Source organism: Cellulosimicrobium sp. PMB13 (assembly GCF_051294865.1).
Taxonomy (GTDB): Bacteria; Actinomycetota; Actinomycetes; order Actinomycetales; family Cellulomonadaceae; genus Cellulosimicrobium.
In genome coordinates this window covers 4,061,875-4,078,262 of sequence record NZ_CP145910.1, presented here as the reverse complement: position 1 = coordinate 4,078,262, position 16,388 = coordinate 4,061,875, and the positions used below count along the sequence as shown (strand labels likewise).

At 75.0% G+C, this 16,388-nt stretch carries 14 protein-coding genes; 6 read left to right on the top strand and 8 right to left on the bottom strand.

Translation table 11 applies throughout. The features are described 5' to 3' along the window. Nucleotide 1: 1 nt before the first annotated feature. The 7 genes from V5D56_RS18220 to V5D56_RS18190 all read right to left on the bottom strand — a co-directional run bounded on the left by V5D56_RS18220 (nt 2) and on the right by V5D56_RS18190 (nt 7,748). Nucleotides 2-1,369: a winged helix DNA-binding domain-containing protein gene (locus tag V5D56_RS18220; protein ID WP_435736677.1), complete on the bottom strand. Its 1,368-nt coding sequence runs from the start codon at nt 1,367-1,369 to the stop codon at nt 2-4. Nucleotides 1,370-1,384: 15 nt separating this feature from the next. Then, nucleotides 1,385-1,507, bottom strand: coding sequence for a hypothetical protein (locus tag V5D56_RS18215; protein WP_435736676.1), 123 nt, complete (start codon nt 1,505-1,507; stop codon nt 1,385-1,387). A gap of 405 nt (nt 1,508-1,912) precedes the next feature. Further along, nucleotides 1,913-3,205, bottom strand: a complete 1,293-nt coding sequence (locus tag V5D56_RS18210; protein WP_435736675.1) for a DUF58 domain-containing protein — start codon at nt 3,203-3,205, stop codon at nt 1,913-1,915. 10 nt (nt 3,206-3,215) lie between these two features. Continuing rightward, on the bottom strand, nt 3,216-4,304 hold the full coding sequence (locus V5D56_RS18205; RefSeq protein ID WP_435739075.1) for an AAA family ATPase: 1,089 nt from the start codon (nt 4,302-4,304) through the stop codon (nt 3,216-3,218). A gap of 158 nt (nt 4,305-4,462) precedes the next feature. Continuing rightward, entirely contained in the window at nt 4,463-5,755 is a 1,293-nt protein-coding gene (locus V5D56_RS18200; protein ID WP_435736674.1) for a DUF4350 domain-containing protein, read from the bottom strand. Then, a complete protein-coding gene (locus V5D56_RS18195) occupies nt 5,752-6,423 on the bottom strand; it encodes a DUF4129 domain-containing protein (protein ID WP_435736673.1) in 672 nt (223 codons plus the stop codon). Before V5D56_RS18195 ends, V5D56_RS18200 begins: the two co-directional genes overlap by 4 nt. Further along, nucleotides 6,420-7,748: a glycerophosphoryl diester phosphodiesterase membrane domain-containing protein gene (locus V5D56_RS18190; protein WP_435736672.1), complete on the bottom strand. Its 1,329-nt coding sequence runs from the start codon at nt 7,746-7,748 to the stop codon at nt 6,420-6,422. Before V5D56_RS18190 ends, V5D56_RS18195 begins: the two co-directional genes overlap by 4 nt. Before the next feature lie 192 nt (nt 7,749-7,940). On the opposite strand from V5D56_RS18190, the gene mtrA reads away from it, so the two are divergent. The 6 genes from mtrA (at nt 7,941) to V5D56_RS18160 (ending at nt 15,742) form a co-directional block, all read left to right on the top strand. Further along, nucleotides 7,941-8,624 (top strand): MtrAB system response regulator MtrA, encoded by a 684-nt coding sequence (gene mtrA / locus V5D56_RS18185; RefSeq protein WP_435736671.1) that lies wholly within the window; start codon nt 7,941-7,943, stop codon nt 8,622-8,624. Further along, nucleotides 8,621-10,474, top strand: a complete 1,854-nt coding sequence (mtrB, locus tag V5D56_RS18180; protein ID WP_435736670.1) for an MtrAB system histidine kinase MtrB — start codon at nt 8,621-8,623, stop codon at nt 10,472-10,474. The genes mtrA and mtrB overlap by 4 nt, the downstream gene beginning before the upstream one ends. Then, entirely contained in the window at nt 10,471-12,198 is a 1,728-nt protein-coding gene (locus V5D56_RS18175; RefSeq protein WP_435736669.1) for an LpqB family beta-propeller domain-containing protein, read from the top strand. Before mtrB ends, V5D56_RS18175 begins: the two co-directional genes overlap by 4 nt. A 101-nt stretch (nt 12,199-12,299) precedes the next feature. After that, on the top strand, nt 12,300-13,052 hold the full coding sequence (locus tag V5D56_RS18170; protein WP_435736668.1) for a ComF family protein: 753 nt from the start codon (nt 12,300-12,302) through the stop codon (nt 13,050-13,052). A 284-nt stretch (nt 13,053-13,336) separates the two neighbouring features. Next, on the top strand, nt 13,337-13,996 hold the full coding sequence (gene hpf / locus V5D56_RS18165) for a ribosome hibernation-promoting factor, HPF/YfiA family (RefSeq protein ID WP_435736667.1): 660 nt from the start codon (nt 13,337-13,339) through the stop codon (nt 13,994-13,996). A 492-nt stretch (nt 13,997-14,488) separates the two neighbouring features. After that, a complete protein-coding gene (locus V5D56_RS18160) occupies nt 14,489-15,742 on the top strand; it encodes a winged helix-turn-helix domain-containing protein (protein WP_435739074.1) in 1,254 nt (417 codons plus the stop codon). On the opposite strand, the gene V5D56_RS18155 is transcribed toward V5D56_RS18160, so the two are convergent. Next, nucleotides 15,732-16,220 carry an AAA family ATPase gene (locus V5D56_RS18155; RefSeq protein WP_435736666.1) on the bottom strand — a complete coding sequence of 163 codons (489 nt, stop codon included), beginning with the start codon at nt 16,218-16,220 and terminating at the stop codon, nt 15,732-15,734. The genes V5D56_RS18160 and V5D56_RS18155 overlap by 11 nt on opposite strands. Nucleotides 16,221-16,388: the final 168 nt, after the last annotated feature.

Genomic DNA, 16,388 nt, shown 5'->3' with positions numbered 1-16,388 from the left:
CTCAGGCGTGCACGACGACGCTCGGTCGCGCCCCCGGAGCCGCGACCCGCAGCCAGTCCTCGGCGCGTGCGACGACCTCGTCCCGGATCTCCGGGTCGGCCAGCCGGGCCGCGGGGTGCGCCGCGCCGACCGGGACCGCCCCGCTCCCCGCGCCGTCGGCCTCGGTCCCCGCGGGAAGGAGCGGCCGCACCTCCACCCGCGCGGCGGCCTCGTCCGCCCTGGCGTCGAGGGTCCACGTCCACGTGCCGGCCACCCGGCCGTCGACGAGCACCGTGGCAGCCACCTGCCCGTTGATGCTCACGACCTGCTTCACGGCGACCCCGCCGAGGACCCGCGTGCGGTCGTCGTGCGAGAGCACCAGGTTGTCGAAGTCGGCGGCGAGCACCACGGGGACGGGTTCGTCGCCGGGCGGGCGCGGCGCGTCGGGACGGTCGAACAGCTCGACACCGCGCGGTGCGCCGGTGCTCCCGGCCGCTGTCGAGCCGGGTCCCGGCCGGCTCGCCCCCGGTCGCGCGGTCGCCGGTCGCCCCGGGCCGGTGAACGTCACGAGCTCGGGCCGCAGGGCTTCGACCGCCGGGCGCAGCCGCGTCAGCCCGGACCACCGCTGCACGTCGGCGACCGTCACGGGGCCGAACGCCGCGAGATAGCGGCGCACGAGCCGCACGCGCGCGGCGAGCACGGCGTCGGGGTCGCTCGCCGTCGCGACGGCGTCGAGCTCGTCGGCGGACCGGTGCGTCGGACCGCCGAGCCAGGCGTGCGCCGTCGTCCACGTCGTGGTGGTCCCCGGCCCGTTCGCGCCCCACAGGCCGCGCGGCGGGACCTGGACGAGCGGGAGGAGGCACCGCGCGCCGTACGCGAGGTGCTTCGGGTCGACCTCGGGCCAGCGCTCCGCGAGGCGGCGTCCCAGCGCGACGGACGTGAGCGGCTCGGCGAGCAGGTCGGCAGCGACCTGCTCGAGCTCGTCGAGGTCGACGTGGCGCAGGGCGTCGCCGTGCTGGTTCTTCGCCCGCAGGTACGCGGCGAGCGCGGGGCGCGCGTGCGCGGCGAGCTCGAACGCGTCGTCGGCGGTGACGAGGTGCACGGTGCCCCGCAGCGTCGCGATCCGCACGACCGACCGGTCCAGCAACCGCGCGCCGAGGTCGTCGGTCGTGAACCCCGGCAGGCGCGACCACAGGCCGGGGTACGGCGACGACGGGACCTGCGACTGGAGCCCGACGAGGTGGCCCACCTCGGCGACCACACCGGCCGACGCGTCGGAGCCGGTCGGGCCGGCATCGGCCGGACGTCGGGGCACGAGGTGCTGACGCGCGAGCAGCGCGCGGTTCAGCGCGTCGTGGTCCAGCCACGGCCCGTACCGGTCGTCGCTCACGTCGCCCCCGCCGACTCAGGACAGGACGATGGCGAGCGCGGGGATGACGAACGTCGCGAGCAGCGCGGCGACGACGATGATCGCGACGCGCCGGTTCCGCCGCTCACGGTCTCGCGGGTCGGGGGGCTGCCAGGCCACGGGCACTCCTGAGGTCGGGGATCGTGCGGCCACGACCCTACCCTGCACCCCCGACGCCCCGAGGTAGAGCCGCGGTCGTCGAGGTAGAGCCGCGGTGGCCGAGATAGAGCCCTGGTCGTCTGGCCAGGGCTCTATCTCTCGAACCAGAGCGCTATGTCGGCGACCAGGGCTCTCTCTCGCGAACCAGAGCGCTACGTCGGCGACCAGGGATCTCTCTCGCGGTGAGCGCGTACCAGGGCGAGACGACGCCGGGAGGGGTGGAGGGGGCGCCGCGTCGTGGTGGGTCTGGCGGGAGCCGCGAGGAACGAGCGGCGGATGGTAGACGCGGCGCCCCCTCCACCCCGACACCCAGGGCGACCACGCGCCGTCGAGCACGACCACGGTGCTCTCGCGGGCGCGGAGCCGTCAGAGGCGACCGGCGGCCTTGAGCGCGAGGTAGGTGTCGGCGAGCCGCGGCGCGAGCTCGTCGGGCAGCGCGTCGACGACCTCGACGCCCTTCTGCCGCAGGACCGTCGTGACGGCGGCACGCTCGATCTCCCCGCGCGCCGCCGCGGCGGCGTCGTAGACCTCCGCGGTGCCGCTCCGGTCCGCGCGCAGCTCCGCCACCTCCGGGTCGCCCGCCGCGGCCAGGACCACCTGGTGCTTGGACGTGAGCTGCGCGACGACGGGCAGCAGACCGGTCTCGACCGCCGCCGCGTCGAGCGTCGAGAGCAGCACGACGAGCGCGCGCTGGGACAGCCGCTCCTGCACCGCGCCGACGAGGCCCGGCCAGTCCGTCTCGAGGAGCGCGGGCTCGAGCGGGGCGAGGGCGTCGGCCATCGCGGGCATGAGCCGCGGCCCTGCGGCGCCGGCGACCCGCGCACGGACCGTGCGGTCGAACGCGACGAGCTCGACCCGGTCGCCCGCGCGGCCGGCGAGCGCCGCGAGGAGCAGCGCCGCCTCGATGCTCGCGTCGAGACGTGGCTCGTCGCCGAGGCGCGTGGCCGACGTCCGCGAGGTGTCGACCACGATCAGCACGCGCCGGTCGCGCTCGGGGCGCCACGTGCGCACCACCATGTCGCGGCCCCGCGCGGACGCGCGCCAGTCGATGGAGCGCACGTCGTCGCCGATCACGTACTCGCGCAGCGAGTCGAACTCCGTGCCCTCGCCGCGCACCTGCACCGCGGCTCGGCCGTCCATCTCGCGCAGTCGCGCGAGGCGGCTCGGCAGGTGGCGGCGGGACGCGAACTCGGGCAGGACGCGCAGCCGCCCGGGGACCGGGAGCGACGCCTGACGGGCCGCGAGCCGCAGCGGTCCGAAGGAACGGATCGTCACGCGGTCGGCCACGCGCTCGCCGCGCCGCGTCGGGACCAGCATCGTCACGGCGCGCGTCGCCTCACCGGGCGGCAGGTCGACCGCGTGCCGGTTCACCTGCGTGCCCGCCGACGGCGGCCACGCGTCGCGCACGAGCGCGCGCAGGCGACGCGGCGCGAGGTTGGTCAGGGTCAGGGTCGACGCCGTGCGGTCGGTGAGCCGGACCGAGCCCGGCACCCGCCGCTCGATCGCGATGCGCCGCGGTGAGGCGGCGAGCGCGACGTCGACGGAGCATGCCGCGACGACGACCAGCGCCCACACGAGCACCGTGCCCGGCACCGGGTACAGCAGCACGGGCACGAGGCCGAGCGCCACCAGCACGACGGCGCGCCACGTCAGGGCCACGTCGAGCGCCTCAGCGGGGGACGGGCACGGACGCGAGGACCGTGTCGAGCACGCTCTCCGCGGTGACGCCCTCGAGCTCGGCCTCGGGCCGCAGCTGCACGCGGTGGCGCAGCGTGGGGTGCGCGAGGGCCTTGACGTCGTCGGGCGTCACGTAGGAGCGGCCCGACAGCCATGCCCACGCGCGCGACGTCGCGAGGAGCGCCGTGGCACCACGCGGCGAGACGCCGAGCGACAGGGAGGGCGAGTGACGCGTCGCGCGGCACACGTCGACCGCGTAGCCGAGCACCTCGCGCGCGACCTGCACGCGCGCGACCTCCGCACGGGCCCGGTCGAGGACGTCGCGCGCCGCGACGGGCCGCACGCCCGCCCCGGCCAGGTCGCGCGGGTCGAACCCGGCGGCGTGGCGGGCGAGGACCTCGACCTCCTGCTCGCGCTCGGGGAGCGGCAGCACGACCTTGAGCAGGAAGCGGTCGAGCTGGGCCTCGGGCAGGGGGTACGTGCCCTCGTACTCGACGGGGTTCTGCGTCGCGATGACGAGGAACGGGTCAGGCAGCGGGCGCGGCGTCCCGTCGACGGAGACCTGACGCTCCTCCATCGCCTCGAGGAGCGACGCCTGCGTCTTCGGGGGCGTGCGGTTGATCTCGTCCGCGAGCAGGAGGTTCGTGAAGACCGGGCCCTCGCGGAACGAGAACTCGGCCGTGCGGGCGTCGTACACGAGCGACCCCGTGACGTCGCCGGGCATGAGGTCGGGCGTGAACTGCACGCGCTTGGTGCCGAGGTCGAGCGACGCCGCGAGCGTGCGCACGAGCAGCGTCTTCGCGACCCCCGGCACGCCCTCGAGCAGCACGTGGCCCTTGCACAGCAGGGCGATGAGCAGGCTCGTCACGGCGCCGTCCTGCCCGACGACGGCCTTGCCGACCTCGGTCCGCACGGCGGCCAGGGCCTGGCGCAGCTCGAGCGACGGCGCGGGCGGGGCTCCATGTGCGGGCGCGGGGGCGGGCGGACGGGGTGCGTCCGGCCGAGGTGCGGAGGGCTGCGACGGCGGGCTCGACGGCGGGCCCGACGGCGCGCCGTCGGGCTGCCGGGACGCGTCCGGCACCTGGCCCGGTCCCTGCGCGGCGGCGCTCACGCGGTCCGCGACGGAGTCCGAGGTCTGGCTCGCGTGCGGCGCGGTGCCGTACGGGCCCGGCTGTGCGTCGGGCCTGGCTGCGGGGGCGAATCGGTCGGGCTGGGGCTGCGTGCCCTCGGGGTGCTGCGTCACGAGTGGTAGACCTCGCTCTCGATCTGGTCAAGGTGACGCGCGAGCTCGAGCAGCGCCGCGTCGTCGGCGGGTGGGGGTCCGTACAGGAGGTGGGCGAGCTGGTCGGGCGGTCGCCCGGTGGCGCGCGCGACGGCGTCCACCAAGGATGCCGCGTCGGCGGAGCGCGGGAGGCCGAGGCGTCCGGCGAGCCGGTCGGCCGCGCTCGCCCGCAGACCGGCGGCTGCGTGGCCGCGCGAACCGGCACGGCGGTAGAGGCGCCCGCGCCCGCGTGTCGTCTCCGCCGCGCGCACCACCACCGGGAGGTCCTCGGTGACGAGCGGGCCGAGCCGCCGCCCGCGCCACAGCGCGACGACGACCACGAGGACGAGGAGCTGGAGCGCGACGACGCCCGTCCACGGGGGCAGCGCGAGGGCGGGCTGCTCGTCGCCACCGGTCAGCGAGGTGTCGAACGGGTCGGGGACCAGCCAGACGAGACGCTCCTCCGCGCCGAGCGTCCACAGCGCGAGCGCCGCGTTCCCGTCCTCGGGCACGGTGTCGTTGCGCAGCACGGACGCGGTGTCGACGGCACGCACGGTGCGGTCGCCGGCCTCGTGGACGACGTAGGCGCCCGCGGTCGGCTCGGTGGGGGACGGGAAGCACACGACCGTGCTCCCGCCCGCACCCGCACCGCTCAGGGCGTACCCCACGCCGTCCGAGCGGATCCTCTCCGCGGCGCGTGCCGCAGGGTCCTCGCACCCCGGCTCGCGCACCGCGGAGCCGTCGGGCCAGTCGTACACGACCTCGGCCGCGCCACCGGTCGCGGCCGACAGGAGGTACTCGTTCGGCGCGACGAGCACGAGGTCCGCCGCTGTGGCGACGAGCGCGTCGGCCTGCTCGTCCAGGAGGAAGTCGCTCTGCGCGACGAGGAGCGTCGTGCCGTCGCCGCTCGCGGCGACGGCGTCGGCCACGGTCTGCACGTACGTCACGTCGACGCCGCGGTCGCGCAGCACCTCGGCGACGGCACGGCCGCCACCGGGTCCCGGGTTGTCGGGCGCGAGCGGCGTGCTCGACGTCGTCGGGCGGGCGATCGCCGACAACCCGGCGAGCGCGAGCAGCACCACGAGCACGGTCACGGGCCAGCGCGCGCGCCGCCAGCGCCGGCGGGCGCGAGAGCCCGCGGTGGTGCCGTCGCCCACGACGGGGACGTGCGCCGTCGTGACCGAGCGGGGCCCGCCGCCCGTCGTGGGAGACGTGGCGGTGCCCTCCGAGACCGTGGGGGTGGTCGGAGGTGGGGGCGTGGTCGCGCTCACGCGTCGCCACCTCCGAGGTGCGGTCCGGTGACGGTGAGCTCCGACCTCAGCACGGGGCGCGTCGCACGCGTCTCTTCGTCGAGCGCGCGCAGGAACGCGTCGGCCTCGGGCCCGACGACGGTCTTGCCGTACGCGACGTCGTCGAACAGGTCCGCACCGCGTGCCAGCGCGTCCGCGACGTCGGGCAGCCGCTCGCCCGCGGCCCGGGCGGCCTCCCACGCGGTGCGGCCGGGCCGTACGTCGAGGATCGCTCGCTCCTCGAGCGAGCGCACGACGGCGCGAAAACGTTCGAGGACCGCCGTCGACCAGTCACCCATGGCCGCGGCACGGTCGGCTGCGGCCTGCATCTCGGCCGCGGTCCGCACGTCGTCGTCCAGCACGACGGCGGAGCCGGGCGCCTTGCGCGACAGGCGCACCGGCCCGGCGACCCAGTACGCGATCCCGGCGACGAGGAGGACGACCGCGACGACGGCGAGCGCGACCCAGGGCGTGGGGAGGTCCAGGGCCGGGGCACCGTCGAAGAGGCCGGACAGCCACTCGAGGAAGCGGGCCAGCAGGGACGGGTCCGTGCTGTACTCCGGCTTCGCGAGCTCCTCGACGAGCCAGCGCCGGGCCTCGTCCGCGCCGGGCTCCACCGGGACGTCGGCGGCGAGCAGGGTGAGGGTCATGCCGCGGGCTGCTCGCTCGCTGCCGCGGCGAGCTCGACGTCGAGGCCCTCGCGCCGCATCCGCACGTCGATGTAGAGCAGGGCGACGACGCTGCCCAGGAACAGGGTCAGGGCGATGGTCGACACCGCGATCCCGAGCGTCAGGACGAGGTTGCCGACGAACACCTGACCGGCGCCCAGCGCGATGCCGCCGACGAGGCTGAACGGTGTGATGAGGATCTGCGTGACGACGTAGATCGCGACGTACGCGAGCAGGTAGATGCCGAGGAGGCGCCAGAACGACCCGCGCGTGAGCCGCCACACGCGGGTCACCGTGGCCCAGAACGGCTGACCCTCGAGCGCGAGCGCGGGCGGCACCAGACCCGTCCGCACCCCGACCCACACCACGAGCACGAGGTACGCGGGGATCGCGAGGAGGATCGTGATGCCGCCGAGCGCCGGGTCGACGGTGAACGCGAGGACGGCGAGCAGCACGAGCGCGGTGACCAGCACGGTCGACGCAAGAGCGAGGAGCAGCGTGAAGCCGAGGAGGAACCAGGCGCGCCGTCCGACCTGCGACCAGACCTCCCCGACGGTCGCCCTGCGGCCGATGACCGACTGGCCGATGGAGACGGTGAGGAGGCCGCTGACGATCGGCGTCGCGAGCGCCGTGGTGATCCCCGTCCCGAAGAACGTCGAGTACACCGTGGCGAACTGCGACTCCATCCCCCCGAACCCGGCGTCGGACGGCAGCGCGAAGAAGAGGTCCGCGACGTAGCCCGAGAACGCGTACCCGATCAGCGCCCCGACGATCGTCGCCGCGACGACGACGATCGTGGTCATGCCGAGCATGACCCGCGGGTTGTGGCGGATGGCGCCGAACGACCCGTCGAAGATCTCGCCGAGCGTCAGCGGTCGCAGCGGGACGATCCCCGGCTTCGAGGCGGGCGGGACGTACGGGACCCCGCCGAACCCGGCCGGCGGCCCGTACCCCGGCTGACCGTACTGCGGCTGCCCGTACTGGGGGGCCTGGCCGTACTGCTGCTGTCCGTACTGCGGCTGCCCGTACTGGCCCTGTCCGTGCTGCTCGGGCTGGCCGTACTGGCCCGGCTGTCCGTACTGGCCCTGCCCCTGCTGCCCCTGCTGCTCGGGCTGGCCGTACTGGCCGTACCGCGGCTGCGCGGCCGGTGAACCTGTCGCGGGTCCGTATCCGGGCTGCCCGTACGACGGCGTGCCCCAGCCGGACGACGCGGGCTGCGTGGCTCCCGCAGCAGGACCGGCCTCCTGCTCGTCCCGTGCGTCGGGCGCGGCCCCGTCCGGCGTGCCGGGGGCGTCAGGTGTGCTCATCGGGGCTGTCGTCCTCGCTCGTCTTCAGAACGTCGTCTGCACATCGTTGGCTGGTTGTCCCGCTCATGTCCTGCTCGACCGCCTCGGGGACGCGACGCGGCACCGCTGGCGAGGCCACCCTAGTACGGGCCCCCGACCCGCGACGGGGGCGCGCCCGCCGGTACCGACGCCCCGCGATGGCAAGATGTGCGCATGAAGGTTCGCGTGCTCGTGGTCGACGACGACACCGCCCTGGCCGAGATGATCGGCATCGTGCTCCGCTCGGAGGGGTTCGAGCCGGTGTTCTGCGCGGACGGTGACCTCGCGCTGGAGACGTTCCGCAACGCGCAGCCCGACCTCGTGCTGCTCGACCTCATGCTCCCCGGCAAGGACGGCACCGAGGTGTGCCGCCTCATCCGGGCGGAGTCCGGGGTGCCCGTCATCATGCTCACGGCCAAGAGCGACACGGTCGACGTCGTCCTCGGGCTCGAGTCCGGGGCGGACGACTACATCTCCAAGCCGTTCAAGCCCAAGGAGCTCGTGGCCCGGATCCGGGCTCGCCTGCGCCGGACCGACGAGCCCGCGCCCGAGCACCTCGCGATCGGCGACGTCGAGATCGACGTCACGGGACACCGCGTCCTGCGCGGCGGCGAGGCCATCGCGCTCACCCCGCTCGAGTTCGACCTGCTCGTCGCCCTCGCGCGCAAGCCGTGGCAGGTCTTCACCCGCGAGGTCCTGCTCGAGAAGGTCTGGGGCTACCGGCACGCCGCGGACACGCGGCTCGTCAACGTCCACGTCCAGCGCCTGCGGTCGAAGATCGAGCACGACCCGGAGAACCCCGAGATCGTGCTCACCGTCCGCGGCGTCGGGTACAAGGCGGGCGCGGCGCGGACGTGAGCACGACGGCCGGCACGGGTGCGCGGCGACGCGGTGCGTGGTCCCGGCTGCGGGTCCGCGTACGGGCTGCCGTACGCCGCGTCGTGTGGCGGTGGCGCTCGTCGATGCAGCTGCGGGTCGTCACGTCGGCGCTCGTCGTCGGTGTCGTCGTGGTCGCGGCCCTCGGCGCGTTCCTGTCGGACTCGATGCGCGACGGCCTGTTCGAGCGCCGGCTGGCCGAGATCGACCAGGAGAGCGCGCAGTCCACGGCCCAGGCCCGGCGCACGCTCGACGCGTCGCCGGCGTCCAGCGTCTCCGAGGCGCAGTCGCTGCTGTATGACCTCTACTCGATGCTCCTGTACAGCGGCTCGGCGTCGCGCGAGGTCTTCCTGTGGCGCGCCGAGGACGAGACGTCCGGCGCGCTGCTCGACCTCTCGTCGAACGACCAGCTCGACGGGCTCGTCTCGCCCGAGATGCGGGAGCAGACGCTCGCGGCGGACGGCGGGCAGAAGCGGCAGTCGGTGGCCATCCCGCTCGACCCTTCCGACCCGGGTTCCCCGGTGGTGCCGGGCGTCGTCGTCGGCTCGACGGTCGAGGTGCCGATCGGCGGCACCTACGAGCTCTACTACCTCTACGACCTCGAGGCGGACCAGGAGACGCTGTCGTTCCTCCAGTCGGTCCTGCTCGTCGGGGCCCTGGTCCTGCTCGCGCTGCTCGTTGGGATCACCGCGCTCGTGACGCGTCAGGCCGTCGTACCGGTGCGGCAGGCCGCGCGCGTCGCGGAACGTCTGGCCGACGGGCACCTCGACGAGCGGCTGCCCGTCAAGGGGCACGACGAGATGGCCTCGCTCGCCCGGACCTTCAACGAGATGGCCCACAGCCTCCAGGAGCAGATCGAGCGCATGGAGGAGCTGTCGATGCTCCAGCGACGCTTCGTGTCCGACGTGTCGCACGAGCTGCGGACGCCGCTCACGACGATCCGCATGGCGTCGGAGGTGCTGCACTCCTCGCGCGACGACTTCGACCCGGTCTCGCGGCGCTCGACCGAGCTGCTCCAGGCCCAGCTCGACCGGTTCGAGGACCTCCTCGCCGACCTCCTGGAGATCAGCCGGTTCGACGCCGGCGCAGCCGTCCTCGACGCCGAGCGCCGGGACGTGCGCGACGTCGTCAACGCGGCCGTCGACCACGCCGCGCCGCTCGCGGAGCGCAAGGGCGTGTGGCTCTCGGTCCACCTCGGGGACGAGCCGCTGACGGCCGACGTCGACCCGCGGCGCGTCGAGCGGATCGTGCGCAACCTGGTCGTCAACGCGGTCGAGCACGCGGAGGAGAAGCCGGTGGAGATCACCGTCGAGGGGGACGGCCACGCGATCGCGGTGGTCGTCCGCGACCACGGGGTGGGCATGACGCCCGACGAGGTCCAGCACGTGTTCGACCGCTTCTGGCGGGCCGACCCCGCGCGCGCCCGCACGACCGGCGGCACCGGGCTCGGCCTCGCGATCTCGCTCGAAGACGCCCACCTGCACGGCGGCTGGCTCGAGGCGTGGGGCCGGCCCGCGCGCGGGGCGAGCTTCCGCCTCACGCTGCCGCGCCGCGCCGGCATCCGGCTCCAGTCGTCGCCGCTCCCGCTGGTCTCCGAGGTGACCGGGGACCGGGGGCTCGGCAGCGGGTGGAGCGCGCACGCCGCCGTCGTCGAGGACGTCGACGGCACCGTCGGGCCCGCCGACCTCCCGTCGGTCACCGGGGGGATCCCCGTGGTGATCCCGGCGTCGGTCCCCGGCGCCGACGACCGCGCCCGCACCCCGCACGCCGGCGCGGACGAGGCGTCCGGAGCGGCAGGCCACGACTCCACCGTGCGTGAGGGCGGACGATGAACAGGACCCGGTTCACGAGGCACCGGTCGCGGCGCGCGGCGCTCGCGGTCCTCGCCGCGGCGCTCGTGGCCGGCCCCGTCGCGGCGTGCGCGTCCATCCCGACGTCGGGTGCGGTGATGGACGGCGAGACGGTCCTGTCCCAGCGCGGCCCGGTCTTCGTCCGGGCCGACGCCCCGCGCGAGGACGCGCTGCCCGAGCAGATCGTGCGCGGCTTCCTCACGGCGCAGGCGGAGGGTGCGTCCGGCTCGTTCGACGTGGCCACGCAGTACCTCACGCCGGAGACGGCGACCACCTGGTCGCCGCTCGCCCAGGTGGCGGTGCTGGCCGCCGAGCCGGAGCTCGAGGTCGACGACTCGCGCGCCGAGGAGGGTGTCGCCACGGTGCGCGCGACCGCCGACGTCGTCGGCACGGTCGACGCCCACGGTGTGTACACCGAGGAGGTCCCCGGGACGACGACCGACCTCGTGTACGGGCTCGTGCGCGACGACGAGGGGCAGTGGCGCGTCGACACGACGGACGACGGGCTCGCGGTCTCGGCGACGAACTTCGTGCAGACGTACCGCGCGACCGACCTGTACTTCCCGACGCCCGACCGTCGCTACCTCGTGCCCGACGCCCGGTGGTTCCCGAGCCGGAACTGGCAGACGCTCGCGGTGCGCGAGACGCTGGTCGGCCCCGTCCCGTGGCTCGCGGGATCGGTGACGACGGTGGCCCCCGAGGGGACGGCGCTGAGCATCGACTCCGTGACCGCGCCCCCGTCCGGCCTCGTCGAGGTGCCCCTCACGGACGCCGTCTCCGGGACCTCCGCCGAGGATCGTGCGGTGCTGGTCGCGCAGCTCGGCGCGTCGCTGGGCAACCCGTCTCCGCGAGAGGTGCAGATCACGGTCGAGGGCGTGCCCCTCGGCGCCGTGGACGAGACGACGGCGCGGCCGGCGACGACGCCGAACGACCCCGTCGTCCTCGCCGGCGACCAGGTCACGAGCATCGTCGGACGGTCCACCCAGCCCCTGGAGTCCGTCGCCCCGCTCACCGGCCTGCAGCCGACCGCGCTGGCGTTCACCGGCTCGTCCTCCGACGCGACGTTCGTCGTGCGTGACGGGTCACGTCGCCTCGTGACGGCCCCCACCGCGGACGCGGAGCCCGTGCTGCTCATGGACGGCGAGAACCTCCTCGCGCCGAGCGTGGACCGGTTCGACCTCGTGTGGAGCGGGCCGCAGGAGCAGCCCGGCTCTCTCCGGGTCGCCGACCTGGAAGGTGCCGTCACCGAGGTGGCTGCGCCGTGGCTCGCGGGCCGGACCGTCATGTCCCTGCGGGTCGCGCCCGACGGTGCGCGCATCGCCGTCGTGAGCGCTACCGGGACGGGCGTGCAGGTCCACGTCGCGGGCATCCTGCGGGGCGAGGAGGGTCTGCCGACGGAGCTCTCCGAGCCGGTGCGGGTCGGTCAGCCGATCGTCGCGGCGACCCAGGTGGTGTGGGTGGACCGGACGACGCTCGGTGTGCTCGGCCGGTCGAGCGGCGACACCGCGCCCGTGGTCCACCTCGTACCCGTCGGCGGCCCGACGAGCAAGGCGTCCCCGCTCGAGGACGCCGTCTCGCTCGCCTCGGGGACCGGCATCGGCACGATGCTCCTCGGGACGAGCGAGGGCAGCCTGTACGCCGCCGGCTCCGCCTCGTTGTGGACACGCGTCGCGACCGAGGTGCGGCTCCCGACGTATCCGGGCTGAGACGCCGGATCGGGCCGTCCACAGGCCCGGTCCAGCGCTGCCCGTCCACAGGACGTGGCACGGGCCACGGTGCGGGCGCACCGAGACGCGACGATGCTGCGATGAGCAGCCGTCCCGAGCGTGCCCTGACCCTTCTCGCCGTGCTGGGGCGCGGCGTGCACGACGTCGCACGCCTCGCCCTGCCCGTGGCGTGCCCCGCGTGCCGCACGCCGGACGTCCGCTGGTGCTCACCCTGTCTCGCCGCGCTGAGCGCCCCGCCGTGGCGGTGCGAGGCCACCGCACCGCGCCTCGACCGGCTCGACGACGTCGGCCCGCTCCCGGTGTGGGCGCTCGCCGACTACGCGGGCGGCCTGCGCGACGTCGTCGTGGCGTGGAAGGACCGTGGCCGGGCGGACCTCGACGCGCCCCTGCGCGCGGCGGCCCGACGCGCGGGCGAGCGGCTGCGTCCGGTCCTCGCTCCCGCGGGGCCGGTGCTCGTCGCGGCCGCGCCCACGAGCAGGGCCGCCCGCCGGGCGCGCGGTCGGGACCCGGTGGCAGGGCTCGCGGACGCGTTCGCCGCAGGGCTGGCGGCGCCGGCCCGCTCCGCGCGCCTCCTCGTCCAGCGGGGGCGGGCGCGCGACCAGGTGGGGCTCGGTTCACGGGCCCGCGGCGACCGGCTCCGCGCCGTGGAGCTCGCGCGGGCGCCACGGGTGCGACGCGTCCTGAGGCCCGCGCCGTCGGTCCTCCTGGTCGACGACGTGCTCACCACCGGCGCGACGCTCGCCGCGTGCGAGAAGGCCCTCGCCCGAGCAGGGATCCCCGTGGTCGGGGCGTTCGTCCTCGCCGCGACACCGTCGCCGCGGCGGGAGTCGTGAACGCCTCGTGGCGCGGTCCCGCGGGTCCCGGGGCCGACGGACGAACGTCCCGGTGTTCACCTTCCGTTGGGACTGCCGACACCCTGCAGCGGGGGTTACGCTGAGGGCCAGTCGCCGCGGGGACCGGGTGCACAGGACGCCTGTGCCGGTCGCCGCGCGAGCCCGCCGAGCGGGACGCCCCGGCGTCGCAAGGAGGTGGTAGACCACCGGCACCGATCACGGTGCCCTACCAGATCCGGACCGACGCTCGCGCAACGGGCGTCACTACCCTCGTGGAGGCTCACATGGAGATCGTCGTCGTCGGCAGGCACACCGAGGTGGCCGACCGCTTCCGGCAGCACGCGGAGGACAAGCTCGCGAAGGTCCAGCAGCTCGCGCCCACGGCGCAGCGCGTGGACGTCGAGGTCACCCACGAGAACAACCCGAGGCTCTCCGGGGTCCGTGAACGCGTCGAGCTCACGGTGCGCGCCAAGGGGCCCGTCGTCCGGGCCGAGGCTGCGGCCGACGACCGGTTCGGCGCCCTCGACCTCGCGATGGAAAAGCTCGCCGAGCGCCTGCGCCGCGTGCGAGACCGTCGCAAGGACCACCGGAACCACACCGTCGTGCCGCCCGTCGACGTCCGTCCCTACGACCCCGTGGCGCACGCCGCGCCACCGGCACCGACCCCGACGTCGCCCTCAGAGCCCGGGGAAGCGGTCGAGACGCCCCTCGGCGACGGTGACTCGCCGGTCGTGATCCGCCAGAAGCTGCACAGCGCCGAACCCATGACGGTCGACGACGCGCTCTACGAGATGGAGATGGTCGGCCACGACTTCTTCCTCTTCGTCGACGTCGAGACCGCGCGCCCTTCCGTCGCGTACCGGCGACGCGGCTGGACCTACGGCGTCGTCGCGCTCGACACGTCGTGCGACTGCGCCGAGGTGAAGGCCGAGAAGTCCGCCTGACCCTCGTGGACCACTTGCGGTCCTGAGTCGCCTCCGGACGAGGTGAGGGTGGGCGCTCCGGTTGGCTCCGGACGAGGTGAGGGTGGGCGCTCCGGTCGGCTCCGGACGAGGTGAGGGTAGGCGCTCCGGTCGCCTCCGGACGAGGTGAGGGTGGGCGCGCGCGACCTACCATCCGCCCGCTCGTTCCTCGCGGGCTCCCGCCAGGCCCGCCACGGTCGCGCGCGCCCACCCTCACCTCGTCCTCTGCTGCCACTCTCACCTCGTCCTCTGCTGCCACTCTCACCTCGTCTTGTGCTGCCACCCTCACCTCGTCGTCCGCCCGGGTTTCCGGTCGGCGAGCGGCAAGTGACGAGATAGAACCTCAGGTCTCGACGTAGAGCTCCGCGAGTTCTACGTCGAGACCTGGGGTTCTACTTCGCGGGGGTCGCGGTGGCGGGCGAGAGGCGTGTGGGTGGGGCCGGGCAGGATCGGGGGGTGGTCACCGTCGAGACGATGTCGTTGTCCCAGGCCCGGCGGGTCGCGCTCGCGGCGCAAGGGCTGCACCGGCCGCGCCCGTTCGGCGGGGCCGGGGGAGAGGGACGCGCGGGGGTGCCGACGATGCGGCACGTGCAGGGCGTGATCGACCGGCTCGGTCTGCTGCAGATCGACTCCGTCAACGTGCTCGCCCGTGCGCACCTCATGCCGCTGTACGCGCGGCTCGGGCCGTATGACACGGCGCTGCTGGACCGTGCGGCCGGGCGGGCGCCGCGTCGGCTCGTCGAGACCTGGGCCCATGTCGCGTCGTACGTCCCGCCGTCCACCTGGCCCCTGCTCGAGTGGAGGCGCCGCCGCTACCGCACGGAGGCCTGGGGCACCATCAGCGCGGTCGAGATGAGCCACTCCGAGACCGTGGAGGACGTGCGGCGCCTCGTGACCGAACGTGGGCCGGTCACGGCGAGCGAGGTGCACGCGATCCTCGAGGAGGAGGGGCGCGCCCACCCGCGCGACCGGTCGCAGTGGGGCTGGAACTGGACCGTCGCCAAGCGCGCGCTCGAGTTCCTCTTCTTCACGGGCGAGATCACCTCGGCCCGGAGGAACGGTGCGTTCGAGCGCTGCTACGACCTCACGGAACGCGTCCTGCCGCCCGAGGTGGTCTCGGCCGCACCGGTCGCGGACGCCGACGCCGTCCGGCAGCTCCTCGAGATCGGCGCCCGTGCCCACGGCGTCGGGACGCTGCGCTGCTTCAAGGACTACTTCCGGCTCGCGGGGCCGGCCGTGCGCACGGCGCTCGCGGAGCTGGTCGAGGCAGGGACGCTGCGGCCCGTCGCCGTGCGGGGCTGGGACGAGCCGACCTACCTGCACGCCGACGCCGCGCTGCCGCGACGTGCCACCGCCGCGACGCTGCTCAACCCGTTCGACCCGCTGGTCTTCGAACGCACCCGCCTGGAGCGGCTGTTCGACGTGCACTACCGCATCGAGATCTACGTCCCGGCGGCCAAGCGCGTGCACGGCTACTACGTGCTCCCGTTCCTCGAGGGCGAGGTCCTCACGGCGCGCGTCGACCTCAAGGCCGACCGCCGCGCCGGCGTGCTGCGCGTGCTGTCCGCGCACCGCGAGCAGGCGGCCGGGCCGGAGACCCCCGCACGGCTCGCGGCGGAGCTGCGCGTGCTCGGCGCGTGGCTCGGCGTGCCCGAGGTCGAGGTCGCACCCTCCGGCGACCTCGCGCCGGCACTGGCGGCAGAGGTCGCGAGCGGCGTCACCGTCTGAGGGCGAGCTCCTCCAGCCGGCGGACGACGTCGTCGGGCGGCGTCACGCTCGTGTCGATCTCGTGGGTGCACGCCGCGCGCAGGAGCGGCACGACGGCGCGGGTGTCGGCGACGATCCGCTCGCGCTCGGCCTCGTCCTTGCCGAACGGGTTGGTCGTCCGTCGGGCGACCCGGTCGAGCATGACGTCGAGCGGTGCCGTCAGCAGCGCGACGGCGTCGAACCGGTCGAGGAACCGCCCCAGGTTCGGCACCGTGCCGGCCACGACGAGCGGACGCCCCGCGCGGTCGTCGAGCAGGGCCGTCATCCGCTCCTCGCGCCACACGCGGTCGACCGTGCCACGCGGTGCACCCGGCACCTGGCCGAGGACGCACCAGTCGCCGTCGTCGGTCTCGACGACGTCGACGCCCCGGTCCCCGAGACCACGGAGCGCCGTGGACTTCCCGACGCCGGACATCCCCGTCACGAGCACGTGAGCCACGGCCCGAGCCTACGGGCGGCCGGACGCGGCGAGCGAGGGCCTCGGTGGGACGGGCACGGTTCGTCGTGGGCGAAACGCGCGCGGGACCACGAGGCCTCTGGCTCCCCTACGATGTTGTGTGACGTTGCCGACGCCCGACCCGCGCGCCCGCGGTGAGGAGCAGCGGCC